The 25,693-nt window shown below is 63.8% G+C and carries 18 protein-coding genes; 13 read left to right on the forward strand and 5 right to left on the reverse strand.

The window, feature by feature from the left end; genetic code table 11:
* Positions 1 to 114: 114 nt before the first annotated feature.
* The 4 genes from AC07S4_RS00850 to AC07S4_RS00865 all read left to right on the forward strand — a co-directional run bounded on the left by AC07S4_RS00850 (position 115) and on the right by AC07S4_RS00865 (position 6,200).
* Positions 115 to 2,730, forward strand: coding sequence for a TonB-dependent receptor (locus AC07S4_RS00850; RefSeq protein ID WP_494984795.1), 2,616 nt, complete (start codon positions 115 to 117; stop codon positions 2,728 to 2,730).
* 95 nt (positions 2,731 to 2,825) lie between these two features.
* The gene (locus tag AC07S4_RS00855) at positions 2,826 to 4,178 is read left to right on the forward strand and encodes an MFS transporter (RefSeq protein WP_494984796.1); all 1,353 of its coding nucleotides are present in this window, start codon (positions 2,826 to 2,828) and stop codon (positions 4,176 to 4,178) included.
* The gene (locus AC07S4_RS00860; RefSeq protein WP_494984797.1) at positions 4,165 to 5,145 is read left to right on the forward strand and encodes a glycoside hydrolase family 43 protein; all 981 of its coding nucleotides are present in this window, start codon (positions 4,165 to 4,167) and stop codon (positions 5,143 to 5,145) included. Before AC07S4_RS00855 ends, AC07S4_RS00860 begins: the two co-directional genes overlap by 14 nt.
* Positions 5,145 to 6,200 carry an aldose epimerase family protein gene (locus AC07S4_RS00865; protein ID WP_494984798.1) on the forward strand — a complete coding sequence of 352 codons (1,056 nt, stop codon included), beginning with the start codon at positions 5,145 to 5,147 and terminating at the stop codon, positions 6,198 to 6,200. Before AC07S4_RS00860 ends, AC07S4_RS00865 begins: the two co-directional genes overlap by 1 nt.
* A 161-nt stretch (positions 6,201 to 6,361) precedes the next feature.
* Here the strand turns inward: AC07S4_RS00865 and AC07S4_RS00870 are convergent, their stop codons facing one another.
* The 5 genes from AC07S4_RS00870 to AC07S4_RS00890 are packed head-to-tail and all read right to left on the reverse strand — an operon-like array spanning position 6,362 to position 9,080.
* A complete protein-coding gene (locus AC07S4_RS00870) occupies positions 6,362 to 7,357 on the reverse strand; it encodes an alpha/beta fold hydrolase (RefSeq protein WP_494984799.1) in 996 nt (331 codons plus the stop codon).
* A 30-nt stretch (positions 7,358 to 7,387) separates the two neighbouring features.
* Positions 7,388 to 7,630, reverse strand: a complete 243-nt coding sequence (locus tag AC07S4_RS00875; RefSeq protein WP_494984800.1) for a hypothetical protein — start codon at positions 7,628 to 7,630, stop codon at positions 7,388 to 7,390.
* Positions 7,624 to 7,875: a hypothetical protein gene (locus tag AC07S4_RS00880; RefSeq protein WP_494984801.1), complete on the reverse strand. Its 252-nt coding sequence runs from the start codon at positions 7,873 to 7,875 to the stop codon at positions 7,624 to 7,626. The genes AC07S4_RS00875 and AC07S4_RS00880 overlap by 7 nt, the downstream gene beginning before the upstream one ends.
* An 18-nt stretch (positions 7,876 to 7,893) precedes the next feature.
* A complete protein-coding gene (locus AC07S4_RS00885; RefSeq protein WP_494984802.1) occupies positions 7,894 to 8,631 on the reverse strand; it encodes a CPBP family glutamic-type intramembrane protease in 738 nt (245 codons plus the stop codon).
* A complete protein-coding gene (locus AC07S4_RS00890; protein WP_494984803.1) occupies positions 8,616 to 9,080 on the reverse strand; it encodes a YbaK/EbsC family protein in 465 nt (154 codons plus the stop codon). The genes AC07S4_RS00885 and AC07S4_RS00890 overlap by 16 nt, the downstream gene beginning before the upstream one ends.
* 165 nt (positions 9,081 to 9,245) lie before the next feature.
* Here AC07S4_RS00890 and AC07S4_RS00895 point away from each other — a divergent pair, with 165 nt between their 5' ends.
* From AC07S4_RS00895 to AC07S4_RS00935, 9 genes are all read left to right on the forward strand, one after another.
* Complete coding sequence (locus tag AC07S4_RS00895; protein ID WP_494984804.1) at positions 9,246 to 10,988, forward strand: IlvD/Edd family dehydratase; 1,743 nt, start codon at positions 9,246 to 9,248, stop codon at positions 10,986 to 10,988.
* Positions 10,989 to 11,001: 13 nt separating this feature from the next.
* Positions 11,002 to 11,994: an AraD1 family protein gene (gene araD1, locus AC07S4_RS00900; protein ID WP_494984805.1), complete on the forward strand. Its 993-nt coding sequence runs from the start codon at positions 11,002 to 11,004 to the stop codon at positions 11,992 to 11,994.
* Positions 11,991 to 13,562, forward strand: a complete 1,572-nt coding sequence (locus AC07S4_RS00905) for an aldehyde dehydrogenase (NADP(+)) (protein WP_494984806.1) — start codon at positions 11,991 to 11,993, stop codon at positions 13,560 to 13,562. Before araD1 ends, AC07S4_RS00905 begins: the two co-directional genes overlap by 4 nt.
* Before the next feature lie 81 nt (positions 13,563 to 13,643).
* Positions 13,644 to 14,411, forward strand: a complete 768-nt coding sequence (locus AC07S4_RS00910) for an SDR family NAD(P)-dependent oxidoreductase (RefSeq protein ID WP_494984807.1) — start codon at positions 13,644 to 13,646, stop codon at positions 14,409 to 14,411.
* Positions 14,412 to 14,460: 49 nt separating this feature from the next.
* Positions 14,461 to 16,398 carry a glycoside hydrolase family 97 protein gene (locus tag AC07S4_RS00915; RefSeq protein ID WP_494984808.1) on the forward strand — a complete coding sequence of 646 codons (1,938 nt, stop codon included), beginning with the start codon at positions 14,461 to 14,463 and terminating at the stop codon, positions 16,396 to 16,398.
* 17 nt (positions 16,399 to 16,415) lie between these two features.
* Positions 16,416 to 17,960 (forward strand): alpha-N-arabinofuranosidase, encoded by a 1,545-nt coding sequence (locus tag AC07S4_RS00920; protein ID WP_494984809.1) that lies wholly within the window; start codon positions 16,416 to 16,418, stop codon positions 17,958 to 17,960.
* A 66-nt stretch (positions 17,961 to 18,026) separates the two neighbouring features.
* Positions 18,027 to 19,031, forward strand: a complete 1,005-nt coding sequence (locus AC07S4_RS00925) for an arabinan endo-1,5-alpha-L-arabinosidase (RefSeq protein ID WP_494984810.1) — start codon at positions 18,027 to 18,029, stop codon at positions 19,029 to 19,031.
* Positions 19,032 to 19,044: 13 nt separating this feature from the next.
* The gene (locus AC07S4_RS00930; RefSeq protein ID WP_494984811.1) at positions 19,045 to 21,396 is read left to right on the forward strand and encodes a beta-L-arabinofuranosidase domain-containing protein; all 2,352 of its coding nucleotides are present in this window, start codon (positions 19,045 to 19,047) and stop codon (positions 21,394 to 21,396) included.
* A 138-nt stretch (positions 21,397 to 21,534) separates the two neighbouring features.
* On the forward strand, positions 21,535 to 25,680 hold the full coding sequence (locus tag AC07S4_RS00935) for an RHS repeat-associated core domain-containing protein (RefSeq protein WP_494984812.1): 4,146 nt from the start codon (positions 21,535 to 21,537) through the stop codon (positions 25,678 to 25,680).
* Positions 25,681 to 25,693 lie beyond the last annotated feature (13 nt).

The raw sequence follows: 25,693 nt of genomic DNA on the forward strand, positions 1-25,693 counted from the left end.
ATATCGAAAACGGTTAAAAATTGATTGGATTGTATTCGCTCGGCCCCATAAGATGGCCTCCTAAGCGGCAGTGCTCACGGGCCTGCTCATAAAACTAAAACAGACGGAGACCTTATGGAACGCGCTATCGGCCCGATTGCGGCCCAGCCCTATACTTTTATCTTGAAAGCTTCTGTCGGCTCGCTGCTCGCGGCCGGCCTGCTGAGCACTGCTTCGGTGTGGGCGCAGGAAGCCGCGCCGGCCGCGCAGGACGGCGTGAACGGCTCCGTGGTGACCGTGAGCGGCGTGCGCAAAGCGGCCCAGAGCGCGCAAACCATCAAGCGCAATGCCGATGAAGTGATCGACACCATCGTGGCCGAAGAAGCCGGCAAATTCCCGGACAAGAACGTGGCCGAAGTGCTGGGCCGCGTGTCCGGCGTGCAGATCCGGCGCGAGTCCGGCGAAGCGAGCTCCATCATCGTGCGCGGCCTGCCCGGCCTGGTCACGCTGCTCAACGGCCGTGAAATCTACACCTCCAATGGCCGCAGCCTGTTCCTGGCCGATATTCCAACCACCATGCTGCAGCGCGTGGACGTGTACAAAACCCAGAGCGCGGACATGGTCGAAGGCGGCACCGCCGGCGTGATCGACGTGCGCACCTCGCGTCCGTTCGACTTCAAGGGCTTCACCGCCAACGTGGCCGGGCGCGTGGAAAACCGCGACAAAGCCAAGACCAACGACCCGCAAGCGTCCGGCATGATCTCCAACCGCTGGAAGACCGATTTCGGCGACGTGGGCGCGCTGCTCGGCCTGTCCTACCAGAAGGGCAACTACCACGACGAAGTGACCTGGAGCGCGCCGCCCGAGCACCTGGTGCCGGGCGACCCCGCCGCCACCGGCCCGATCGACCTGGGCCACGTGAATGCGCTCGGCAAGCGCGTGCGCCTGTCGGCCAACTGGGCCGTGCAATGGCGTCCGTCGCGCGCGCTGGAGCTGTACGCCGAAGGCTGGTCGACCCGCATCGACCACGACATGGAGCGCCAGTTCTTCCTCGGCGGCGTGGGCTGGAACGCCAACTCGACCTACACCTTCTTCCCCGGCACCAAGCAGGTGGCCACGGTCACCTCGACCAACCCGAACGGCCTGTTCGCGCTCAGCTCCAACCAGGCCCCGCAGGACGACTCGGAAAGCCACCAGGGCGCCATCGGCGCGCGCTGGGACGTCACGCCCGACCTGCGCCTGACCACCGAATTCTCGCGCGTGAACAGCCGCTGGAAGCAGGAGTTCCCCATCCTGGAAATGACGGCCAGCCCAACCAAGATGGTGGGCAGCACCTACGTGAACGGCGGCGCCTACTTCAACTATCCGGGCTACGACATGAGCAACCCGGCCAACTACCGGCTGGGCGCCTTCATCGACAACTGGCAGGCCTCGGGCGGCCAGTCGAACGACTGGCGCGCGGACGCCGTCTACAACAACGGCATCGACAGCTTCTTCCACGAATTCAGCGGCGGCGTGCGGCTGGCGCAGCGCAAGGCGTCGTACCAGCATGAGAGCAACAACTTCCTGCCGGCGCTGGCCAACCCGCCTTCCGTATCCTCGCTGCCCGGCCTGCTGTGCCCGTCCATGCAGCTGGCCAACGACTACGGCATGAACCAGTGGCTGGTGGCCTGCGCCGGCTACCAGCACGCCAATATCGACCAGATCCGCAAGCTGTTTGGCCGCGACGGCAAGACCGCGCCCGATCCGTACTCGCTGTACCGCAATGGCGAGGACACCACCGCCTTCTACGGCAAGACCCGCTTCGGCTTCGACGCTTTCGGCATCCAGTTCGACGGCACGGCCGGCGTGCGCGTGGTGCGCACCGAGCTGGATGTGAACGGCTTCAGCAACATCAACGGCAAGGCTGTGGCGGTGAACCGCGACACCTCCAGCACCGACGTGCTGCCGAACATGACCCTGAAAGCCACGCTGCGCCAGGACCTGATCGCCCGCTTCACCGCCGGCAAGGCGGTCCAGCGCGCGGCCTTCGGTGACTTCAATCCCGGCGTTTCGCTGGGCGCCACGCCCAACTCGGCCGGCGTGTACGACGGCAACGGCGGCAATCCCGACCTGAAACCCATCGTCGGCAAGAACATGGACGCGGCGCTGGAATGGTACTTCGCGCCGACCGGCAGCGTGACCGCCACCGTCTTCAAGCACAAGTTCGAAGACTACGTGATCCGCCGCCTGAGCCTGGAACAGATCGACGGCAAGACCTACCGCATGGACCGTCCGCGCAACGTCAATGATGGCCAGCTGGAAGGCATCGAGCTGGGCTACCGCCAGTTCTACGACTTCCTGCCCGGCTGGCTGGGCGGCTTCGGCCTGGAGGCGAACTACACCTATATGAAGGGCTATCTGATGGAGGACGGCAAGCGCAACCCCTTCCAGGGCATGTCCAAGAACGCCTACAATATCGTCGGCCTGTACGAGCGCGGCCCCTGGTCGGCGCGCGTGGCCTACAACTGGCGCAGCCGCTTCGTGGACACGTACAACTACCGCGCCCTGGGCCTGGACCTGATCGTCGACCCGATCAAGACCGCCGACGCGTCGCTGTCGTACAAGATCAACGACAACATGGGCATCACGCTGGATGTGGAGAATCTGCTGGATCGTACCTATAACGACTACCACGGCATTCCGACCAACCCGCGCGACGTGCGCCGCTACGACCGCACCGTCGGCCTGTCGCTGCGCTGGAAAATGTAAGGCGGTGTAGCGCCTGTATGGCCTGACCCGCCATGAGCCGCCGTGGCCCAGCCCGGCGGCTTTTGCAATTGATGTGTATTACGACCGGACCAGTTATGCAGACCCAAAAATTATCGACGCTGGAAAAAATCGGCTTCGGCGCCGGCGACATGGCCCTGAACGTGGTGATCTCGTCCATGATGCTGATCATCACCTTCTTCTACACCGACATCTACGGCCTGCACACGGCCGACCTGGCGATGCTGTTCCTGGTGGTGAAGTTCGTCGGCGCCGCCGCCGACCTGGTGATGGGCCAGATCACCGACCGCTACACCAGCCGCTGGGGGCGCTACCGCCCGTACTTCCTGCTGCTCGCCGTCCCCTACGGCATCAGCGTGTTCTTCGTGTTCTCCACGCCGGACTGGGGCTACGACGCCAAGCTGCTGTGGGCCTATTCCACCTACATCCTGATGACCGTGATGACGGCGGGCGTCGGCATTCCCTACATCTCGCTGCCCAGCAGCCTGACGGCCGACCCGCAGGAACGCCTGTCGGCCAACGGCTACCGCCTGTTCTTCGCCAAGATCGCCGGCTTCCTGGTCACCATCGTGGTGCCGGTGCTGGCCGAACGCTGGGGCAGCGGCAATCCGGCCGTGGGCTACCAGGCCGCCATGGCCGTCATGGCCGCCATGGGCGTGGCGCTGTTCCTGTTCTGCTTCTTCACCACCACCGAGCGCGTCACCCACGTGGTCGAACGCCAGTCGCTGTGGGTGCAATTGAAGCTCCTGCTGCGCAACGACCAGTGGCTGATCCTGTGCGGCGTCTGCGTGACCGGCACCATAGGCTATGTGCTGCGCGGCTCCGTGGCCATCTACTACGCCAAGTACTACCTGGGCGGGAACACCGCCGTGGTGTCCACCTTCATGTCCATCGGCGTGGGTGCGGCCATCCTGTCCATGATCGCCTCCACCTGGATCACCAAGTTCTACTGCAAGGTCAAGCTGTTCCGCTACACCCAGATCGGCGTGGCCGTCATCAGCGTCATGATCTACGCGCTGGTGAAGCCGGGCGACATCATGCTGGCCTTCGTGCTGTACTTCCTGCTGTCCTTCGTGGTGGACCTGCACGCGCCGGTGTTCTGGTCGGCCATCGCCGAGACCATAGACTACGGCCAGGTGAAGACCGGCAAGCGCGTGTCCGGCTTCGCCTTCGGCGGCATCTCCGTGTGCCAGAAGGCCGGCATGGGCGTCGCCGGCGTGCTGGTGGGCGTGCTGCTGACTTACTTTAACTACCAGCCCAACCAGGAGCAGACCGCGTTCGCGCTCACCGGCATCGCGCTGATGCTGTCGATTATCCCCGGCTTCTTCCACTTCCTGATGGGCATGCTGATGTTCAAATACCGCATCAGCGACGACTACTACACCGAAGTGAAAGCCGAGATGAAATCGCAAGGATATGTGGCAAACTGAATTTTTAGAATTGGAGAGCACCGTGGCTGAAACACTCAAGCCCCTGATCGAGCAACGCGCCGATCCCTATATTTACAAGCACACCGACGGCTACTACTACTTCACCGCCTCGGTGCCGCAGTACGACCGCATAGAACTGCGCCGCGCCGCCACCATCGCCGGCCTGGCCTCGGCCGAAACAGTGGACGTCTGGTTCAAGCCGGACAGCGGCGCCTGGAGCGAGCTGGTATGGGCGCCCGAGCTGCACTACAACGACGGCGCCTGGTACGTCTACTTCGCCGCCGCGCCCAGCCGCGAGATCAAGCACAAGCTCTTCCAGCACCGCATGTACGCCATCCGCAACCGGAACGCCAACCCCTTGCTTGGCGAGTGGGAGTTCATGGGCCAGATCGACACCGGCATCGACACCTTCTGCCTGGACGCCACCACCTTCACCCACAAGGGCCAGCTCTACTACCTGTGGGCGCAGAAGGACGCCGCCATCGAAGGCAATTCCAACCTGTATATCGCCCCGATGAAAACGCCGTGGCAGCTGGGCGGTCCGCCGGTGATGCTGAGCAAGCCGGAATTCGACTGGGAGATCCGCGGCTTCTGGGTCAACGAAGGCCCGTCGGTACTGAAGCGCAACGGCAAAATCTTCATCAGCTACTCGGCCAGCGCCACCGACGAGAACTACGCCATGGGCCTGCTCTGGGCCGACGAAAACGCCGACCCGCTGGACCCGGCCGCGTGGACCAAGCTGCGGCAGCCGGTGCTGCAAACCTGCTATGAAGGCAAAGTCTACGGCCCGGGCCACAACAGCTTCACCTACGGCGAAGACGGCGAAGTGCAGCTGGTCTACCATGCGCGCACCTACACCGAAATCGTCGGCGACCCCCTGTGGAATCCGGACCGCCACACCTACGTCAAGCCGCTGCGCTGGGATGCGCAAGGCATGCCGCTGTTCGGCAAAGCATCGGAGGCATAATGGAACTGAAGATCACCGAAGCGTCGTTCGGCGCCACCACGGACGGCGTGGCCGTCCAGCTCTACACGCTGAGCAACCGCAAGGGCATGACCGTCAAGATCACCAACTACGGCGGCATCATCACCGAGCTGCACGTGGCCGACCGCGACGGCCGCCTGGCCGACGTCACCCATGGCTTCGACAGTGTGGCGCCATACTGCGGCGACGTGCCGTATTTCGGCGCCCTGATCGGCCGCTACGGCAACCGCATCAAGCATGGCCGCTTCGAGCTGGACGGACGCACCGTGCAGCTGGAAGTGAACGACGGCGAAAACCACCTGCACGGCGGCGCGCTGGGCTTCCACAAGCAGGTATGGAACGCCGCGCCGTTTGCGGGGCAGGACTCGGTCGGCCTGAAGCTGGTCTACCTGAGCCGCGACGGCGAGCAGGGCTACCCCGGCAACCTGCGCGTGGAAGTGGTGTATGAGCTGAACGACGCCAACGAACTGAGTGTGCGCTACCAGGCGCAGACCGACCAGGCCACGCCGGTCAACCTCACGCAGCACGCCTACTTCAACCTGGCCGGGCAGGGCGACATACTCGGGCACGAGCTTGTGATCCACGCCGAGCGCTACACGCCGATCGACGGCAAATCGATCCCGCTGGGCGAGCTGGCGCCGGTGGCCGGCACCCCGTTCGACTTCCGCGCGGTGGCAACGGTCGGTTCGCGCATCAACGCGCAGCACGCCCAGCTGGCCAACGGCAAGGGCTACGACCACAACTGGGTGCTGAACGGCCAGGACGGCGAGCTCGAACTGGCCGCCACGCTGCGCGACCCGCAATCGGGCCGCGTGATGGAACTGCACACCCGCGAGCCGGGCCTGCAGTTCTACAGCGGGAATTTCCTGGACGGCAGCCTGCAAGGCAAAGGCCGCAGCTACGCATACCGCACCGGCCTGTGCCTCGAACCCCAGCACCACCCCGACTCGCCCAACCACCCCGAATGGCCCGGCACCATCCTGCGCCCCGGCGACACCTACTTCACCGAAACGCTGTACCGCTTCAGCGCCGCTTAAACCACCGCAAACACGGGGTCAGTTCTACCATCGCGTCACGAGCTCAAACACCGGGGTCAAACACCGGGGTCAGTTCTACCATCGAGTCACAGCCTCAGCAGGATTGCGGCTGAGCTCGTGACGCGATGGTAGAACTGACCCCGGTGCGGACCCCGGTGCGGTTAGCGGACCTTGTCCAGTACTTCGTTGATGGCTTTTACCACGGCCTGCGGCTTGTCGGCCTGGATAATGTGGCCGGCGCCCGGAACCACGCGCTCGCTGCCGCGTTTCGACAGCGCCGCTACTTCCTTGTGCATCTTGCGGTTCTCGTTCTCGAAAGCCTTGTTCAAGGCGCTCTGCGGCTTGCCGGGCACCGCGAACGGGCTTACGCCGCGCGTCAGCACCAGCACCGGCATGTCCCCGAAACTGCGCCGCGCCGCGCGCAGCTGGTCGCCGCCCTTGTCGAAATTGAAGTCCTCCGAGACCGCCGCGCGCCAGTGTTTGGCGGACGACACCACGCCCAGATAGGCCTTGGCCAGCTCCGGTCCGAAGCCATCCGGCACGTCGCCGATGCAGTTCTTCAGTTCATCGCTGCCCGGCTTGAAGCCTTTCTCCGCCTGCGCGGCGCAGGCCTTCTCCATTTCATTTTGCTGCTCGTACACCTGTTTCAGCTTGCCTTGCGAGGCCGCGTCCAGGCGCTTGGTTTCGTCCTCGTGCTGCGGTTCCACCAGCACCAGCCCCTTCACCTCGGCCGGATAGCGGTAAGCATATAGCTGCACGTTCGCGCCGCCATACGAATTCCCCACCATTACATACGGCGGCGCGATGCCCGCCTTGCCCAGCAGCGCGTGCAGATCCTCCACCGCGTTGCCCGACACCCCCTCGCGCAGCGACGGATCGCTGAAGCCCAGGCCCGCGCGGTCGTACACGCAGGCGCGCGTGCGTTTCGCGATCTCGGGCTGCACCCCGACCCAGCTCCAGCCGGCATCGGTGGAGGGCGAGTCGAACACCACGGTGACCGGCCCGCTGCCGCTGCAATGCAGATTCAATTTGCGCCCGCCGATGTCTATCATCTGCTGCGGCCTGGAGAAGGCGGGTTGCTGGTCGAACGGGGCGGCTGCGTTTGCGGAGTTGGCCGCGATTGCCGCGATGGTCAGTGCGAGTTTTTTGACGTTCATGTAATCAGCCGGAGGAAAATAACTTGTCGTTTATGCCCGGAACAGGTGGGCGGCCAGCAGGCCCAGCACGGCCAGGATGAGCGCGATGCCCATGTAGGCGCTGTTCATCATGAAGCGGCCTTCCCAGCTGCCTTCGCGCTTCAAACGCGCGTAGTAGGACCATCCGCTGCCCGGCACGTAGGCGTTCTTCCTGCGGTGCCGGTAGTCGATCAGCTGGCACGGTATGCCGACCGCCACCACGAATATCACCATGATGACTTTCAGTATCAGCATCGCAGCCCTTCAAACGCCGTGCGCGCGCGGACGGAGTGCGCCAGCGCTGCCTCCGCCCCGTCCATGCCGATGTTCGCCTGCGGCTGTTGCAGCGCCTCGATGGCCAGGTCCGCCGCTTCCACGTCGGCCAGCATGGCGGCCCATTCCGCGCTTTCGGTTTCGGCGCCGGATGGTTTGTATAGCGCCAGTTCGGCCTTCAGCCGCTGCTGGCCGAAAATCAGTTTGCCGATAATCTCGTAGTCCATCGTTACCCTTAAAGAAGTTCAGCCCAGCAGCATGACGGAGCACAGGCTGGCGTTGTAGGCCGCGTGCAGCAGCATGGCGTAGGCCAGGCCGTGCCGGATGCGGAGGTAGCTGAACACCAGGCCGCAGAACAGCTGCGGCAGCAGCAGCAGCGGCATCAGGAAGGCAGCCTTGTGCGAATACTCGAAATTGCCAATGTGGATAATGGCGAAGGCGGCGGCGTAGGTCCACACCACCAGCGGATAGCGCCGCAGGAAGGCGCGGCCGCGCCGCATGACGAGGCCGGGACGGGCCAGGTGGCGGCGGTACAGCCAGTCCATCAGCCCGATCAGCGCCATCGCGGCCGTCGCCGCCAGCGCAAGCCACCAAGTGCCCGAGCGCGTGACGATGAACAGCGCCGGCCCCAGGAACAAGGTGTAGCGCGCGCTGCGCAGCCCGGCCCGGAACGCGAGCTCCTCCACCACCGGCGCGATGAACACCGCCATGACCATGAAGCGGGTGTCCGTCGTGAGCGCGTATTTGATGGACGGGGCAAACTGCTCGAAGCCCAGCTCCAGCGGGATTTGCAGCATGGCCACCGCCAGGCACAAGCCCCACAGCAGCAAGAAGCGGCTCAGCCATTTCCGTTCGCCGCGCAGCGTGCGGTGCGGTTTGCGCACGAAGTCCGCAAACATGCCGACTTCGTGCTTGATCTCGTTCCACGTCCGCTGCCCTTCGGACAGCGGTGCGGCAACTGCGTCGTTTATGCCGTCTGGCACACGTCCACCCACTGGCCTTCGGTCAGCGCGGCGATCTGCTCGGGGCTGATGCGCACCGCGCTGTGCACCGCGCCGGCGGCCGGCAGCACTTCGTCATATTTGCGCAGCGAGGAGTCGAGATAGACCGGCAGCGGCTCGGCCAGGCCGAAGGGGCACACGCCGCCCACCGGATGGCCGGTCATGCGCACCACGTCGTCCGCGTCCATCATGCGGCCCTTGCCGAAAGCGTCCTTGAATTTGCGGTTGTCGATGCGCGCGTCGCCGCTGGCCACCAGCAGGATGGCGCGCCCGTCGCCGAGCCGGAAAGACAGCGTCTTGGCGATGCGCCCCGGCTCCACGCCGTGCGCCTCGGCCGCCAGCGCCACCGTGGCGGTGCTCACTTCCAGCTCGATGATGGGCAGATCCAGCTGCCTGGCGGCGAAGAATGCGCGGACGGATTGCAGGCTCATGGGCGTGAGAAAGAATGTTAGAGTTGTACAGATTATAAGCGTAAGGCAATTTTTACAGGCGATATCAATTTTCGTATCGATATCGATTTTTAATTCATTGGAAAGACATCAATACCTTCTTTAGTATTCCACTATTGCAGTGCGAAAAATTACAGGAGATTTTGCATGTCGGAGACGAAGAAAAAAGTGGCGCTGCGCTCGGCGCAGTGGTTCGGTACGCAGGACAAGAACGGCTTCATGTACCGCAGCTGGATGAAGAACCAGGGCATTCCAGACCACGAATTCCAGGGCAAGCCGATTATCGGCATCTGCAACACCTGGTCCGAACTCACGCCGTGCAACGCCCATTTCCGCAAGCTGGCCGAACACGTCAAGCGCGGCATCCTGGAGGCGGGCGGCTTCCCGGTGGAGTTCCCGGTGTTCTCGAACGGCGAATCCAATCTGCGCCCAACCGCCATGCTGACCCGCAACCTGGCTTCGATGGACGTGGAAGAATCCATCCGCGGCAACCCCATGGACGCCGTGGTGCTGCTGGTCGGCTGCGACAAGACCACGCCAGCGCTGCTGATGGGCGCCGCCTCCGTGGACGTGCCCACCATCGTCGTCTCCGGCGGCCCCATGCTGAACGGTAAGCTGGACGGCAAGAGCATCGGCTCCGGCACCGCCGTGTGGCAGCTGCACGAGCAGGTCAAGGCCGGCGAAATCTCCATGCACAAATTCCTGGCTGCCGAAGCGGGCCACTCGCGCTCCGCCGGCACCTGCAACACCATGGGCACAGCGTCCACGATGGCCTGCATGGCCGAAGCGCTGGGCACCACCTTGCCGCACAACGCCGCCATTCCTGCGGTGGACGCGCGCCGCTACGTGCTGGCCCATATGTCCGGCATGCGCATCGTGGACATGGTGTGGGAAGACCTGCGCCTGTCCAAGATCCTGACCAAGGAAGCGTTCGAAAACGCGATCCGCGTGAACGCCGCCATCGGCGGTTCCACCAATGCCGTGATCCACCTGAAAGCCATCGCCGGCCGCATCGGCGTGGACCTGGAGCTGGAAGACTGGACCCGCATCGGCCGTGGCCAGCCCACCGTGGTGGACCTGCTGCCGTCGGGCCGCTTCCTGATGGAGGAGTTCTACTACGCCGGCGGCCTGCCGGGCGTGATCCGCCGCATGGGCGAAGGCGGCATGCTGCCGCACAAGGACGCGCTGACCGCCAACGGCAAAACGCTGTGGGAAAACAATAACGACGCGCCTATCTACGACGATGAGGTGATACGCCCGCTGGACAAGCCGCTGCTGAAAGACGGCGGTATCTGCATCCTGCGCGGCAACCTGGCCCCGCGCGGCGCGGTGCTCAAGCCGTCCGCCGCAACGCCGGCCCTGATGCAGCATCGCGGCAAGGCCGTGGTGTTCGAGAACTTCGAGCACTATAAAGAACGCATCATGGACCCGGACCTGGACGTGAGCGCGGACGATATCCTGGTGATGAAGAACTGCGGCCCGAAAGGCTACCCCGGCATGGCCGAAGTGGGCAATATGGGCCTGCCGCCCAAGCTGCTGGCAGCGGGCGTGAAAGACATGGTGCGCATCTCGGACGCCCGCATGAGCGGCACCGCCTACGGCACCGTGGTGCTGCACGTGGCGCCGGAAGCGATGGCCGGCGGCCCGCTGGGCATCGTGCGCGACGGCGACTACATCACGCTGGACTGCGCGGGCGGCCTGTTGAACCTGGAAATCTCGGACGAGGAAATGGCGCAGCGCCAGACCGCGCGCGCCGAGCAGAAAGTGGAGGGCGCCAAGTCCGGCTACCAGCAGCTCTACATCAATCACGTGCTGCAGGCCGACGAAGGCTGCGACTTCGACTTCCTGGTCGGCAGCCGCGGTTCGGCAGTACCCAAACATTCGCATTAATTCGGAGACATCCATGCTGCTCGTTCAATTCAAAAAAGAAAACGGCGAACGCCGCGTTGGCCTGCTGGAGCAGGGCGCCATCCGCGAACTGGAAAGCTTCGCCACCACCTACGCGCTGGCGCAAGCCGCCATCCGCCAGAAGAAAAGCCTGGCCGAACTGGCGCAAGCCGACGCCGGCGCGCAAACCCACGACTATGCCGACGTGGCCGCCAGCGGCCGCCTGCTCACGCCGCTGGACCACGAGGACGCGGCCCACGCCTATGTCACCGGCACCGGCCTGACCCACCTGGGCAGCGCCGACACGCGCGACTCCATGCACAAGAAAATCGGCGGCGACGTCGAAGCCCTGAGCGACTCCATGAAAATGTTCCGCCTCGGCGTGGAGGGCGGCAAGCCCGCCGCCGGCGCCAAAGGGGTGCAGCCGGAATGGTTCTACAAGGGCGACGGCTCCATCGTGGCTGCCAGCGGCCAGCCCCTGGTCATGCCGGACTTCGCGCTGGACGGCGGCGAAGAGCCTGAAATCGCAGGCCTCTACATCATCGGCGACGATGGCCAGCCCTACCGCCTGGGCTACGCTATCGGCAACGAATTCTCGGACCACGTGACCGAGCGCCAGAACTACCTCTACCTGGCCCACTCCAAGCTGCGCGTGTGCGGCCTGGGACCGGCCCTGCTGGTGGGCGAACTGCCGGCCAGCGTCACCGGCACCTCGCGCATCCTGGACAAGGAAGGCAAGGTACGCTGGGAGAAGGCCTTCTTCAGCGGCGAAGAGAACATGTCCCACACCATCGCCAACCTGGAATACCACCACTTCAAATACGGCCTGTTCAAGCGCGCCGGCGACGTGCACATCCACTTCTTCGGCACCGCCACGCTGAGCGTAGCGGACAACATCACCGTGCAGCCCGGCGAAAGCTTCGAGATCGAAGCGCCGGCCTTCGGCCCCGCGCTGCGCAACCGCCTGGAAGTGGTGGAAACCAGCCACACGAAAGTGACCGCGCTATGAAACTCACCGGCGAATCGCTGATCGGCGGCGTTGCGGTCAAAGGCAACGGCGACGCATTCCACGGCTACGACGCCGCCCTGGGCACGGCCATCGAGCCCGCCTTCCACACCGTGGACGCGGACCAGATCGGCCAGGCCTGCAGCCTGGCCGGCGCCGCCTTCGACACCTTCCGCGCCACCAGCGACGCCGGGCGCGCCACCTTCCTCGAAGCGATAGCCGCGCAGATCATGGCCCTGGGCGATGATCTGATCGAACGCGCCATGGCCGAAACCGGCCTGGCCCGCGTGCGCCTCGAAGGCGAGCGCGCCCGCACCGTCAACCAGCTCAAGCTGTTCGCAACGCTGCTGCGCGAAGGCTCCTGGCGCGACGCCCGCATCGACACCGCGCTGCCCGAACGCACGCCGCCGCGTCCCGACCTGCGCATGCGTTTGATCCCGGTCGGCCCGGTAGCCGTTTTCGCCGCCAGCAATTTCCCGCTCGCGTTCTCGGTGGCCGGCGGCGACACCGCCTCCGCGCTCGCCGCAGGCTGCCCGGTGGTGCTCAAAGCCCACTTTGCCCACCCCGGCACTTCCGAACTGGTGGCCCGCGCCGTCGTCAAGGCGGTGGCGGAGTGCGGCCTGCCCGCAGGCGTGTTCTCGCTGCTGACCGGCACCGGCAACGCCCTTGGCCAGACGCTGGTGGCGCATCCCGCCATCCAGGCGGTAGGTTTCACCGGCTCGCGCTTCGGCGGCATGGCGCTGATGGCGGTGGCCGCCCAGCGTCCGCAGCCCATCCCCGTGTACGCCGAGATGAGCAGCATCAACCCCGTCTACCTGCTGCCGCAGGCGCTGGCCGCGCGCGCCGAAGGCATCGCCCTGGACTTCGCGGCATCGCTGGTGATGGGCGTGGGGCAGTTCTGCACCAATCCCGGACTGGTGTTCGCCATAGACGGCCCGGACCTCGACCGCTTTGCCCAAGCCGCCACGGCGGCGCTGCAGCCAACCGCGCCGGCCCCCATGCTCACCGCCGGCATCGCAGGCAACTACCAGCGCGGCGTGGACAAACTGGCCGGCCAGGACGGCGTTGCCACGCTGGCCAAAGGCGAGCAGCTGGCAGGCAAGGGCGCGCCCGCCTTCTTCAAAGCCAGCGCCGCGTCCTTCCTCGGCGACCACGCGCTGCACGACGAAGTATTCGGCCCCGCCTCGCTGCTGGTCGCCTGCAAGGACGTGGCCGAAATGCGCGCCATCACCGAGAAGCTCGAAGGCCAGCTGACCGCCACGCTGCAGCTCGACGAAGGCGACTACGCCGACGCGCACGCGCTGCTGCCGGTACTGGAACGCAAAGTCGGCCGCATCCTGGCCAACGGCTGGCCGACGGGCGTGGAAGTGGCGACCGCCATGGTTCACGGCGGCCCGTTCCCGGCTACGGCCGACGGGCGCAGCACCTCGGTAGGCACGGCCGCCATCAACCGCTTCCTGCGTCCCGTGTGCTACCAGAACCTCGCGCAAGAACTGCTGCCGGCGGAACTGCGCGAAGAGAACCCCCTGTCCATCTGGCGCCGCCGCGACGGCGTGCTGGGCAAAGCGTAATCGTATAGGGCGGGTTGGGCCAACGGCCCAAAGGCCCTAACCCGCCGCCAGCAGCACCATAAAAACAAAGCAGGAGACAAAATGACAGACCTTGCCAAATTCGGCAGCCTGCGCGGCAAGCGCGTATTCATCACAGGCGGCGGCAGCGGCATCGGCGAAGCGCTGGTGACGGCCTTCGCAGATCAGGGCGCGCTGGTCGGCTTTGTCGACATCGCAAAGAACGCCAGCGAAGCGCTGGTCGAACGCATCGCCGCGGCGGGCCATCCGGCGCCCGAATTCCGCCACTGCGACATCACCGACATCCCCGCGCTGCAAGCCACGGTGGCCGAACTGGCCGCCAGGCTGGGCGACTTCGACGTCCTGGTCAACAACGCCGCCAACGACCAGCGTCACGACGCCGAAAACGTCACGCTGGACTACTGGAATGAGCGCATCGCCATCAACCAGCGGCCCATGTTCTTCACCGCGCAGGCCGTACTGGCCGGCATGAAGCGCAAAGGCGGCGGCTCCATCATCAACGTCAGCTCGATTTCCTGGCACGCCAAGGGCGCCGGCTACCCGGTGTACGCCACCACCAAGGCCGCCGTGGTTGGCCTGACGCGCAGCCTCGCGCGCGACCTCGGCCCGCACGGCATCCGCGTCAACACCGTCACCCCCGGCTGGGTCATGACCCAGCGCCAGATCGATCTGTGGGTGGACGACGCGGCCGAAGCCGAAATCAAGCGCATGCAATGCCTGCCCGGCAAGCTCATGCCCGGCCACATCGCCTCCATGATCCTGTTCCTGGCCGCCGACGACAGCGCCATGTGCACCTCCCAGGAATTCATCGTCGACGCCGGCTGGGTCTAACCCCGACTTTACAATGAGGGCGCTTGTCTGGCGACGGGCGTAGCTAAGAATGATGATTTCACGTTTGAATCCGGGATTGGTGCTGGCTGCCGCCGTTGCCGCCGCTGCGCCGTCTGCCCACGCGGGCTTGAGTAGTCCGGATGGACGCCTTGTTGTCAGCGTCCGCGTGGCGCAGGGCAGGGTAACTTACGCTGTTGCGCGCGACGGCAAGCCGGTGCTGCTGCCGTCCGCGCTGGGCCTGAGCCTGGAGGGCGCGGATTTCACGCAGGGCCTGGTGCTGGCGGGTTTGACCGCCGCCAAGCCGGTGTCCGACAAGTATCAGATGGCGGTGGGTAAGCGCCGCAGCATCAGCTACGCAGCGAACGAGCAGGTCTACACGCTGCGCAATGCGCAGAAGCAGACCATGGAGGTGGCCTTCCGCGTGTCCAACGACGGCGTGGCGTTCCGCTACCTTGTCGCCGAGCCGTCGCTGCCGCTGAAGAAATTCACCGGCGAGAGCACGAGCTTTGCTTTCGCGAAGTCGGCCCAAGCCTGGCTGCAGCCCATGTCCGTCGCGCAGACGGGCTGGAAGAATACCAATCCGTCCTACGAAGAGCATTATCAAATGGCCATCCCGGTCGGCACGCCGTCGCCGATGAAGTCGGGCTGGGTCTTCCCCGCGCTGTTCAAGACCGGCGATACCTGGGTGGCGCTGACCGAGGCGAATATGGACGGCAGCTTCCACGCGTCCCGCCTGCAGGCCGAGTCGCCCAATGGCGTGTACCGCATCGGCGGCCCGGCCGAGCCGGAGGTGTTCACCGGCGGCGCGCTGCTGGCGGAATCGGCGGGGACGCTGGCCACGCCGTGGCGCGTGCTGGCGATAGGCTCGCTGCCCACGCTGGTCAATTCCACGCTGGGCACCGACCTGGCCGCACCGGCCGCGCACCGCGCCGCCACGGCGACCGCGCTGCCGCAGCCGGGCCACGCGTCCTGGAGCTGGGCGCTGCTGAAGGATGACCACACCGTCTATGACGTGCAGAAGAAGTTCATCGACTACGCGGCGGACATGAAGTGGGACTACACGCTGATCGACGCGGACTGGGACCGCAAGATAGGCTACGAGAAGGTGCAGGAGCTGGCCGCCTACGCGGCCACGAAGAAGGTGGGCGTGCTGGTCTGGTACAACTCGTCCGGCGCCTGGAACCAGACGGAATATTCACCCAAGGGCAAGCTGCTGACGCGCGAGGCGCGCCGCGCCGAGTTCGATCGCCTGCAGGCGATGGGCGTGAAGGGCGTGAAGGTGGACTTCTTCGCCGGCGACGGCAAGTCCATGATCGCCTACTACATCGATATCCTGAAGGACGCGGCCGACTACGGCCTGCTGGTGAACTTCCACGGCGCGACGCTGCCGCGCGGCTGGTCGCGCACCTATCCCAACCTGATGACGGCGGAGGCCATCAAGGGCCTGGAGTTCACCACCTTCACGCAGGGCGACCAGGACGCGGTGGTGCGCCACATGTCCATGCTGCCGTTCACGCGCAATCTGTTCGATCCGATGGACTTTACGCCCATGGTGTTCGCGGACATCCCCAACATCAAGCGCGCCACGCGCAACGGCTTTGAACTGGCGGAGTCGGTGCTGCTGCTGTCGGGTATCCAGCACTTTGCCGAAGTCCCCGAGGGCATGGCGACGGTGCCGCCTTATGTAAAGGCCTTCCTTCAGGATTTGCCGCGCAGCTGGGACGACAGCCGTTTCGTGGCCGGCTTCCCCGGAAAGTTCGCCGTCATCGCGCGCAAGGCGGGCAACGCCTGGTACGTGGCGGGCATCAATTCGGAAGACATGGACAAGACGCTGGACCTGGACCTGTCCTTCCTCGGCAAGCGCGCAGGCGTGCTGCTGACGGACGGCGCGGGCGAGCGCGAATTTACCCAGTCTGCCTTCGCGGCGGGCAAGGCAAGCAAGATCACGATCAAGCCGCACGGCGGCTTCGTCGCAGTATTCAAATAAAAAACCAAGGAGACGAGATGAACCTGATTAAAAAAACCATACTGGCCATGAGCCTGGCGAGCGGCGCGGCTTTCGCCGCGGGCGAGGTGACCATCACCATCGACGCGGCCAAGCCTGGCCCGGTCATCAACAAGAACGTGTACGGCCAGTTCGCCGAGCACCTGGGTACCGGCATCTACGAGGGCATGTGGGTGGGGCCGAATTCCAAGCAGCCGAACACCAAGGGCTGGCGCAACGACGTGCTGGGCGCGCTGAAGGAGCTGCATGTGCCGCTGGTGCGCTGGCCGGGCGGCTGCTTCGCCGACGAGTACCACTGGCGCGAAGGCATCGGCCCGCGCGCCAAGCGTCCGGTCAAGGTCAACACCATGTGGGGCGGCGTTGAGGAAAACAACGCGGTCGGCACGCACGAGTTCTTCGACCTGGTGGAGCTGCTGGGCGCGGACGCTTATGTGAACGGCAACCTGGGCACGGGCAGCAACCAGGAGATGGCGGAATGGCTGGAGTACATGACGTCGCCGTCCAAGTCCACGCTGGCGGAAATGCGCCGCAAGAACGGCCGCGACAAGCCCTTCAAGGTGGCTTACTTCGCCGTCGGCAATGAGGCCTGGGGCTGCGGCGGCCAGATGACGCCCGAGCATTACACGAACCTCTACAAGAACGCCGCTGAATTCCTGAAGGCGCCTAAGGAGAATATGCCGAAGTTCATCGCCAGCGGCGGCAATGACAACGACACGAAATGGACCGAGACGTTGTCGGCCAATGTGAAGCACAAGATGGATGCGATCAGCTTCCACTACTACACCATCCCGACCGGAAAGTGGGACGTGAAGGGCGCGGCCACCGGCTTTGCCGAGGACCAGTGGATCTCCACCATGAAGAACACGCTGCGCATGGATGAGCTGATCCAGAAGAACGTGAAGATCCTGGATAAAAACGACCCGTCCAAGAAAGTGGGCTTCTACGTTGATGAATGGGGCACCTGGTACGACGTGGAGAAGGGCACCACCAGCGGCTTCCTGTACCAGCAGAACTCCCTGCGCGACGCGGTGGTGGCGGCGCTGAACTTCAACATCTTCCACAACTACGCGGACCGCGTGAAGATGACGAATATCGCGCAGATGGTGAACGTGCTGCAGGCCATGATCCTGACCGACAAGGACAAGATGCTGCTGACGCCGACCTACCACGCTTACCGCATGTACGTGCCGTTCCAGGACGCGGCTTCGTTGCCGGTCACCGTCGCCAACAACGGCCAGTACAGCGTTGGCAGCGTGAGCGTGCCGCAGGTGAGCGCATCGGCCGCGCGCGGCAAGGACGGCAAGGTCTACCTGGCGCTGGTGAATACCAATCCGAAGGAACAGGCCGAGGTGGAAATCAACGTCGCCGGCGCCCAGGCAGGTGTGGCGCGCGGCCAGCTGCTGACCGCCGCCGCGATGGACGCGCACAACACCTTCGCCCAGCCGCAGGCGGTGAAGCCGGTGCCGTTCGAAGCCAAGGCCAGCGGCGGCAAGCTGCAGGTCAAGCTGCCGGCCAAGGCGGTGGTTGTCGTGGCCGTCGAGTAAGCTGTGAAGTGCGCTGCGGGCCGTGCGGGCCCGCAGCGCCTTGAGTGCAACCTGATGGGAATGACGATGAAGTATGCAGCATGGGCAGTAGCGGCGGCGAGCCTGGGATTTTCAGCCCAGGCGGCTCAGGTGGGCGTGCACGACCCGGTGATGGCGAAGGAGGGCAACACCTACTACGTTTTCAGCACCGGGCCGGGCATCACGTTTTATAGTTCCACCAATATGAAGGACTGGAAGCCGGAAGGCCGCGTCTTTGCTGGCCAGCCCGCGTGGGCCAAACAGGCGGCGCCCAGTTTCGACGGCCATATCTGGGCGCCGGACGTGCAGCACTACAAGGGCAAGTACTACCTGTACTACTCGGTGTCCGGTTTCGGCAAGATCACCTCGGGCATAGGCGTCACCGTCAATAAAACGCTGGACCCACGCTCGCCGGACTACAAATGGGAAGACCAGGGCATGGTGCTGCAATCGGTCCCCGGCCGCGATCTCTGGAACGCCATCGACCCCAACGTGATCGAAGACGGCAAGGGCGCGGGCTGGATGTCCTTCGGTTCCTTCTGGGGCGGCTTGAAGCTGGTGAAACTGAACGACGACCGAACGAAGCTTGCGGAACCGCAGGAGTGGCGCACCATCGCGCGCCGCGAACGCCCTGCGTTCACGGCAGACCAATCCGGCGGCCCTGCGGAAATCGAAGCGCCGTTCATCTTCAGGAAGGACGGCTATTACTACCTGTTCGCCTCCTGGGGCCTGTGCTGCCAGAAGGAGAAAAGCACCTACCACGTGGTGGTGGGCCGCGCGCGCGAAGTGACCGGGCCTTATCTGGACAAGAGCGGCAAGGACATGGCCGCCGGCGGCGGTTCGCTGGTCATCGCAGGGGACAAGGACTGGCAGGGCGTAGGCCACAACAGCGCCTACAGTATGGACGGCAAGGACTACTTCGTCACCCACGCCTACGAGACGGCGGACAAATACAAGCAGAAGCTCAAGATACTCGAAATGAAGTGGGACAAGGACGCCTGGCCCGTACTGGACCAGCAAGACCTCAACCGCTACCAAAGCAATTTGCAGTGAGCGGTCCCACGACATGAAACTGATCCCCATCGCCTTCGCGCTGCAACTGGCGCTCGCGGCCCCGGCGGGCTACGCGGCCGAGCTGTTCCCCCTGTCCGACGTGCGCCTGTCGCCCAGCCCCTTCCTGGACGCGCAGAACACCGACCTGAAATACATCCTCGAGCTGGAGCCGGACAAGCTGCTCGCGCCCTTCCTGCGCGAAGCGGGCCTGCCGAAGAAGGACGGCAGCTACGGCAACTGGGAGTCCAGCGGCCTTGACGGCCACCTGGGCGGCCACTACCTGTCCGCGCTGGCGCTGATGTACGCCTCCACCGGCGACCCCGAAGTGCTCAAGCGCCTGAATTACTTCGTGGCTGAACTGAAGCGCTGTCAGGAAGCCAACGCCAATGGCTACATCGGCGGCATCCCCGGCGGCAAGGACGTGTGGAACGCCATCGCGCAAGGCAAGCTGCAGGCGGATAACTTCTCCGTCAACGGCAAATGGGTCCCCTGGTACAACCTGCACAAAGTTTACGCGGGCCTGTACGACGCCTGGCGCCTGGGCGGCAATGCGGACGCCAGGGCCATGCTGGTGTCCCTGTCCGACTGGGCGCTCGAGCTGAGCACCCACCTCACGCCCGAGCAAATGCAGCAGATGCTGCGCAGCGAGCATGGCGGCATGAACGAAGTCTTCGCCCAGGTGGCGGAGATGACCGGCGATAAAAAATACCTCGCGCTGGCCATCAAGTTCTCGCACCAGGCCATACTGAAACCGCTGGAAGAAGGGCGCGACAAGCTCACCGGCCTGCACGCCAACACGCAGATTCCGAAAGTGATCGGCTTCAAGCGCATCGGCGACATGACGGGCGACCCGAAATGGCAGCAGGCCGCCCAGTTCTTCTGGCAGACCGTGCGCGAGCACCGCACCGTGGCCATAGGCGGCAACAGCGTCAAGGAGCACTTTCACGACGACAAGGACTACAGCTCCATGGTGCAGGAGACCGAAGGTCCGGAGACCTGCAACACCTACAATATGCTCAAGCTCACCGAGCTGCTGTTCCAGGGCGAGCAGAAAGGCAGCTACGGCGACTATTACGAGCGCGCGCTGTACAACCACATCCTGTCCTCGCAGCGGCCGGACAGCGGCGGCTTCGTCTACTTCACGCCCATGCGGCCCAACCACTACCGCGTGTATTCGCAGGTGGACAAGGGCATGTGGTGCTGCGTGGGCTCCGGCATCGAGAGCCACGCCAAATACGGCGAATTCATTTACGCGCACGAAGGCGACGCGCTGTTCGTGAACCTGTTCATCCCGTCCACGCTGAACTGGAAGGACAAGGGCATCCAGCTGCGCCAGGAGACCCGCTTCCCGGACGAAGACCGCACCAGCATCACGCTGGAATCCGGCGGCCGCTTCACCATGAAAGTGCGCTACCCGGAATGGGTTGCCCCCGGCGCGCTGAAAATCCGCGTCAACGGCAAGGCCGTGAAGGTGGACGCCGGGCCGGGTTCCTACGCCGCCATTGCGCGCGAGTGGAAGGCGGGCGATAAGGTGGAGATCCAGCTGCCGATGAAGACCCGCCTGGAGCAGATGCCGGACAAGTCCAACTACTACGCGGTGCTGCACGGCCCCATCGTACTGGCCGCGAAGACGCAGCCATTCGCCAACGAAAAGCTGAACTACTTCGCCGACGACTCGCGCATGGGCCACATCGCGCAGGGGCCGGTGTGCCCGCTGGAGGCGGCGCCGCTATTCGTCAGCGACAGCAAGGCCTTCCTCGACAAGTTCAAGCCCGTGCCGGGCCAGCCGCTCACCTTCCGCGCGCCGGGGCTGGTGCAGGGGCCGGGTGCGGAGAGCATCCGCTTCATTCCCTTCTTCCGCCTGCACGACTCGCGCTATATGATGTACTGGCAGCAGACCACGCCCGCCAACCTGGCCGTGATGCGCGCCGCGAACGCGCGCGCCGAGTCCGAGCGCCTGGCGCTGGACGCCATCACCGTGGACCAGGTGGCGCCCGGCGAGCAGCAGCCCGAGTCGGACCACTTCTTCAAAGGCGAGGGCGCGGACGCCGGCGTGAACAAGGGTCGCCACTGGCGCCACGCGAAGGGCTGGTTCAGCTACGAGCTGAATGACAAGGAAGGCGCGGCCAAGACCTTGCGGCTGACTTTCTCCAAAGCCGACGCGGGCCGCAAGTTCGACATCCTGGTCAACGGCGAGCTGCTGGAAACGGTGACGCTGGGCCGCGACGCGGCCGACGAAATCTACACCCGCGACTTCGCCATCCCCGCCGGCCAGCCCGGCCAGCCGCGCAAGCTGACCGTCAAATTCGCCGCCCACCCCGGTTCCATGGCGGGCGGCCTGTACGGCCTGCGCCTGCTGCGTTAATTCCGGCTTACGCCACAGCAGACTCATCTCTAGAAAGTTCAGAAAAAATAAAAAATAAAGTAGCTGCGCGCCTGATGAGGTAGTGATTAAATTACCTACATTGACTTTTGGTTAATTCAATTTTCAATGGGGGACGCAATGAAAATGTTCCTGTTGGCACTGGCGCTCGCCAGTGCCATCCTGCCGCACAGCACACAGGCCGAGGAGACCGCTCTGCCGCCCGAGCAGCCAATGCAGGTGGTCGAGATTGTGGGCCGACGCCCGACTTTCGACCCCGGAATGCTGGATTATCTCGACCTTATCCGGAACCGGGAGCGCTACGATTGGGTAGCACGCGCTGAAGGTGGCGGTGCCAGGGTCGTCGCCAAGCCACCGTCCGATAACAACTCAAATCATGGCGACATTGGCTGTAATAAGTCGAAAGCAGGAGCTCCAAACGGCGCGTCACCTGTAGTTGGCAATCCTGTGGTCGTCGCCACGGGTGAAAAACTGCTGTTTGAACGAGACTTCCAGGCAATGGGGGATTACGGCCTCGGTCTTGCCCGCACTTACCGAAGCCAAAACGCATCAGGAACCTTGTTCGGGCCGCACTGGCTGTCCAGCATTGATTATCCCCGCCTGAATATCATCACCGCCAATTGCTATCGCTTGCAAGTCGGTGGCTGCATTCCGCGCACAGTCATCATCACCGATCCAGAGGGAGTCCAACAAAGCTATGGCCTCCAGCTATTTCACGATGAACGATTCCGGCTTTACGACTACACCGTGCGCAAATCGCAATCAGCTGGGACGCTGACCCACAGGGCCAACGGCGAATGGCTGCTTACACGGGATAAGACGCTCTACGCTTACAGCAACGACGGATATCTGCAGCGCATCGTGGACAGCTTTGGCGCGGTGCTGTCATTCGGCTACCAGGGCAACCGATTGATCACGGTCACCAGCGCCGCAGGCAAGAGTTTAACGCTGGGCTATGGCGCAAACGGACTGGTGGCGACTGTACGAGACCCGGCAGGCTCCGTCTGGACATACGAATATGACGGCAACAACATGCTGGCTAAGGTGACGGCGCCTGGCGCCGCTGGCCAGCAGGATATCCGTGAGTACACCTACGGCGGTCCAGGCAACCCCGCCACTGACGATTCCACGCTGGTTACTGGCATCGTGATAAATAGCGTGCCTTACAGCAGCTATACATATCATCCGGACCGGCGCGCGAAAGAAAGCGGCCCGGCAAGTGGAGAGGAAAAGGAAATTTTCAACTACGGCGCCAATTTGACGAATGTGACGGACCTGCGCGGCCAGTCCACCGACTACACATTCATCAATGTTCTGGGCGAGATGAAGATCGACACCGTATCCCGCGCGCCCTCCGCCACCTGCTCCGCCGCCAGCGCGAAAACCGTGTACGACGCCAACGGCTATATCGACTACCAGCTGGACTGGGAAGGCAACAAAACCGACTACACCTTCGACGAGTTCGGACGTCTGACGGACGTCACGACCGCCGCTGGTACCAGCGATGCCCTGGCAACGATATACACATGGGAAGGCAACGATATCAAGACAACGGAATGGCGCGGCACCAACGGCGTTGCCTACCTGCGCGTCACCTACACATACGAAGGATCGCAACTGAAGTCGGAAGTCTGGGACGACCTGAAAACCGGCAACCGGCGCGAGCTCATCTATACATACACCAGGCACCCCAGCAACATCCTGGCAACGCGCACGGAGCAGCGCTGGCTGCCGGACGGCTATGTGACCGATACGCTGGAGTTCAACACCAGCGGCAACCTGGTGCGGCACGTCAATCCCCTGGGCTACGCCGAAAGCTGGGCCAGCCACAACAGCATGGGGCAGCCGGGCCGCCACACCACGTTCAAAAACCGTGTCGAAGAATTCGGCTACCACGTGAACGGCAATCTCACCCAGCACGCGCTGGTACTCGCCGGCGGCAAGCGGTTTACCAAATTCAGCTACAACCATGACCGCCAGGTGACGGACGTCATCCATGCCAGCGGCCGCATCGACCGCTACCGCTACAACGTCAGCGGCCGCATGGACAGGACCGGCGACGCGGCCGGCAATTACGCCACCACGGTGTTCGATGCGCCCAGCAACACCATGACTTGGAGCGCCGAGCGCCATATTCCGGAGGCGGGGAATGTGCCAGTGGCGAAATCCGAAGGACGCTTCAGCAAAACCACCGTGTTCGACTCGCTGGGCCGGCCCTACACGGTACTGGGCAACCACGGGCAGCGGACCGAATTCCGCTACGACCTCAACGGCAACCTGGCCACCCAGGCGGACGCCTTGGGCCGCGCCACCACCTTCGAATACGACGCCCAGGACAGGCCCGTGCGGCGCGTCGCGCCGGACGGTGGCGTGAGCCGGTGGGAATACGACAACGAAGGGCGGCTGCGCTATTTCTACGACCCGCGCAATATCCGTACCGACTACAGCTACACGGGCTTTGGCGACGTGGCGACGGTAAGCAGCCCCGACGGCGGCAATGTGAGCTATGGCTACGACGCCGCAGGCCGGTTGAAAAGCGAAATGCGCACAGGCGAAGCCACCATCTACAGCCTGGATGCACTGGATCGCTTGCGCACGCGCAGCCGCAGCGGCGTTACCGAAACGTATACATACGACCCCATGGGGAAGCTGGCAAGATTCACCAACGCGACCGGCAGTACCGACTTCGGCTACAACGACGCGGAAGAACTGGTGAGCAAAGTCAGCAACGTTTATGGCGGGCTGCATACGACCGCATGGGCGTATGACTTGGCCGGACGCCTGATCGGCATGGGCTACGACGGCAGCCGCTTGTCGCTGGGCTTCGACTACAACACGGTTGGCCAACTGAGCCGCATCCGCACCAGCAAGGGCGGAACCTGGGGCGTGCTGGCCAGCCAGTTCCTGTACCAGCCCGCCACCGGCAAGCGCTACGGCTGGCGCTTCAACAACAGCATTCCACGGCTGGACACCCTGGATACCGATGGGCGCATCGAAAAAATCTACAGCATCAACGCGGTGAACCAGACTTACGGCTACGACGCTACCGACACGCTGAACCGGATCACGGACGCCGCCTATCCGACGTTGAGCGAGAACATGGGATACGACGCCAATGACCGGCTGGGCTATTCTGGCCCGGCGGCCAATGTGCAGGCCTACGTTTGGGACCAAAGCGGCAACCGCGGCGTGCACCGCAACTTCGGCATCGAGTATCACAGCGTGATCTCCCCGACCAGCAACCGCCTGGACTTATTGCACACGCTGGACAATCGGCAGTGGCGCCGCTTCGAATACGATGCGCTAGGCAACATGTTCAGGGAAACGGCCAACAATGGATCCCGCAGCTACAGCTATGACGCGTTCTTCCGCATGAACGGAGCCCAGGCCGGAGCGAACCAGGCGGCATACTACAACAATGCGCTCAACCAGCGCGCGGTCAAAGTGGCGAACGGCAGCGTCACGCACTTCCAGTACGGCCCGGATGGCGAGCTGGTGGCCGAGTACACCGGCAGCAGCCGTACCTACTACATCTGGCTGGGCGGCGAACTGCTGGCCATCGAGCGCGACGGTGTGATCTATGCCAGCCACAACGACAGGACCGGCCGTCCCGTGGCGCTGCTCGACGCCACGACCAAAAAGGTTTGGCGCGCCGCCAACACGGCGTTCGACCGCAAAGTGGAGACCAGCGCCATTGGGGATATGAACATCGGTTACCCAGGGCAGTACTACGACAAGGAGACGGGCCTATGGTACAACTGGCACCGATACTATGATGCAGCACTGGGCCGTTATCTTCAGAGTGACCCTATTGGTCTTGATGGTGGTATCAACGCTTATGTCTACGTCGATGGAAATCCTGCCAGCAACAATGATCCCGCCGGTCTTGTCAATCCTGCAAAGATGGCTAGCGCCATCGGAAACTCTATCGTGGCAGGCGCCTCGGCGGCGTCTGGGGGAATAAAAATCGCTATCGCCCTCGGATTATCACCTGCTGCCACAACAGGAGTTGGCGCGTTACCGCCGGTTGTTCTGGCTGGGTGGGGCACGTGGAATTTAAAATCATCTCGGGCAGCGTGGATGCGTGCGCAGCAACAATGGCAAGAGTCTAAATGTGAAAAGTGGGAGCAAGCGAAGTGGAAAAATCTGTGGGGACTAGCCCCTGGTGGAGTCCACTATGACGATCCTGGTGAAGCGAGCGGGCCAATCGATTATGTCAAATCTAAAGGAATTTGGAATTTCCTTTCTGAGTTGGGATACTTTTAAATGATCAATATTT

Source organism: Pseudoduganella sp. GW821-FHT05F09, from assembly GCF_059419605.1.

Bases quoted from the DNA above. Each gene is read 5' to 3' on its own strand.
- AC07S4_RS00850 (WP_494984795.1), top strand. From the start codon at position 115: ATGGAACGCGCTATCGGCCCGATTGCGGCCCAGCCCTATACTTTTATC.
- AC07S4_RS00855 (WP_494984796.1), top strand. From the start codon at position 2,826: ATGCAGACCCAAAAATTATCGACGCTGGAAAAAATCGGCTTCGGCGCC.
- AC07S4_RS00860 (WP_494984797.1), top strand. From the start codon at position 4,165: ATGTGGCAAACTGAATTTTTAGAATTGGAGAGCACCGTGGCTGAAACA.
- AC07S4_RS00865 (WP_494984798.1), top strand. From the start codon at position 5,145: ATGGAACTGAAGATCACCGAAGCGTCGTTCGGCGCCACCACGGACGGC.
- AC07S4_RS00870 (WP_494984799.1), bottom strand. From the start codon at position 7,357: ATGAACGTCAAAAAACTCGCACTGACCATCGCGGCAATCGCGGCCAAC.
- AC07S4_RS00875 (WP_494984800.1), bottom strand. From the start codon at position 7,630: ATGCTGATACTGAAAGTCATCATGGTGATATTCGTGGTGGCGGTCGGC.
- AC07S4_RS00880 (WP_494984801.1), bottom strand. From the start codon at position 7,875: ATGGACTACGAGATTATCGGCAAACTGATTTTCGGCCAGCAGCGGCTG.
- AC07S4_RS00890 (WP_494984803.1), bottom strand. From the start codon at position 9,080: ATGAGCCTGCAATCCGTCCGCGCATTCTTCGCCGCCAGGCAGCTGGAT.
- AC07S4_RS00895 (WP_494984804.1), top strand. From the start codon at position 9,246: ATGTCGGAGACGAAGAAAAAAGTGGCGCTGCGCTCGGCGCAGTGGTTC.
- araD1 (WP_494984805.1), top strand. From the start codon at position 11,002: ATGCTGCTCGTTCAATTCAAAAAAGAAAACGGCGAACGCCGCGTTGGC.
- AC07S4_RS00905 (WP_494984806.1), top strand. From the start codon at position 11,991: ATGAAACTCACCGGCGAATCGCTGATCGGCGGCGTTGCGGTCAAAGGC.
- AC07S4_RS00910 (WP_494984807.1), top strand. From the start codon at position 13,644: ATGACAGACCTTGCCAAATTCGGCAGCCTGCGCGGCAAGCGCGTATTC.
- AC07S4_RS00915 (WP_494984808.1), top strand. From the start codon at position 14,461: ATGATGATTTCACGTTTGAATCCGGGATTGGTGCTGGCTGCCGCCGTT.
- AC07S4_RS00920 (WP_494984809.1), top strand. From the start codon at position 16,416: ATGAACCTGATTAAAAAAACCATACTGGCCATGAGCCTGGCGAGCGGC.
- AC07S4_RS00925 (WP_494984810.1), top strand. From the start codon at position 18,027: ATGAAGTATGCAGCATGGGCAGTAGCGGCGGCGAGCCTGGGATTTTCA.
- AC07S4_RS00930 (WP_494984811.1), top strand. From the start codon at position 19,045: ATGAAACTGATCCCCATCGCCTTCGCGCTGCAACTGGCGCTCGCGGCC.
- AC07S4_RS00935 (WP_494984812.1), top strand. From the start codon at position 21,535: ATGAAAATGTTCCTGTTGGCACTGGCGCTCGCCAGTGCCATCCTGCCG.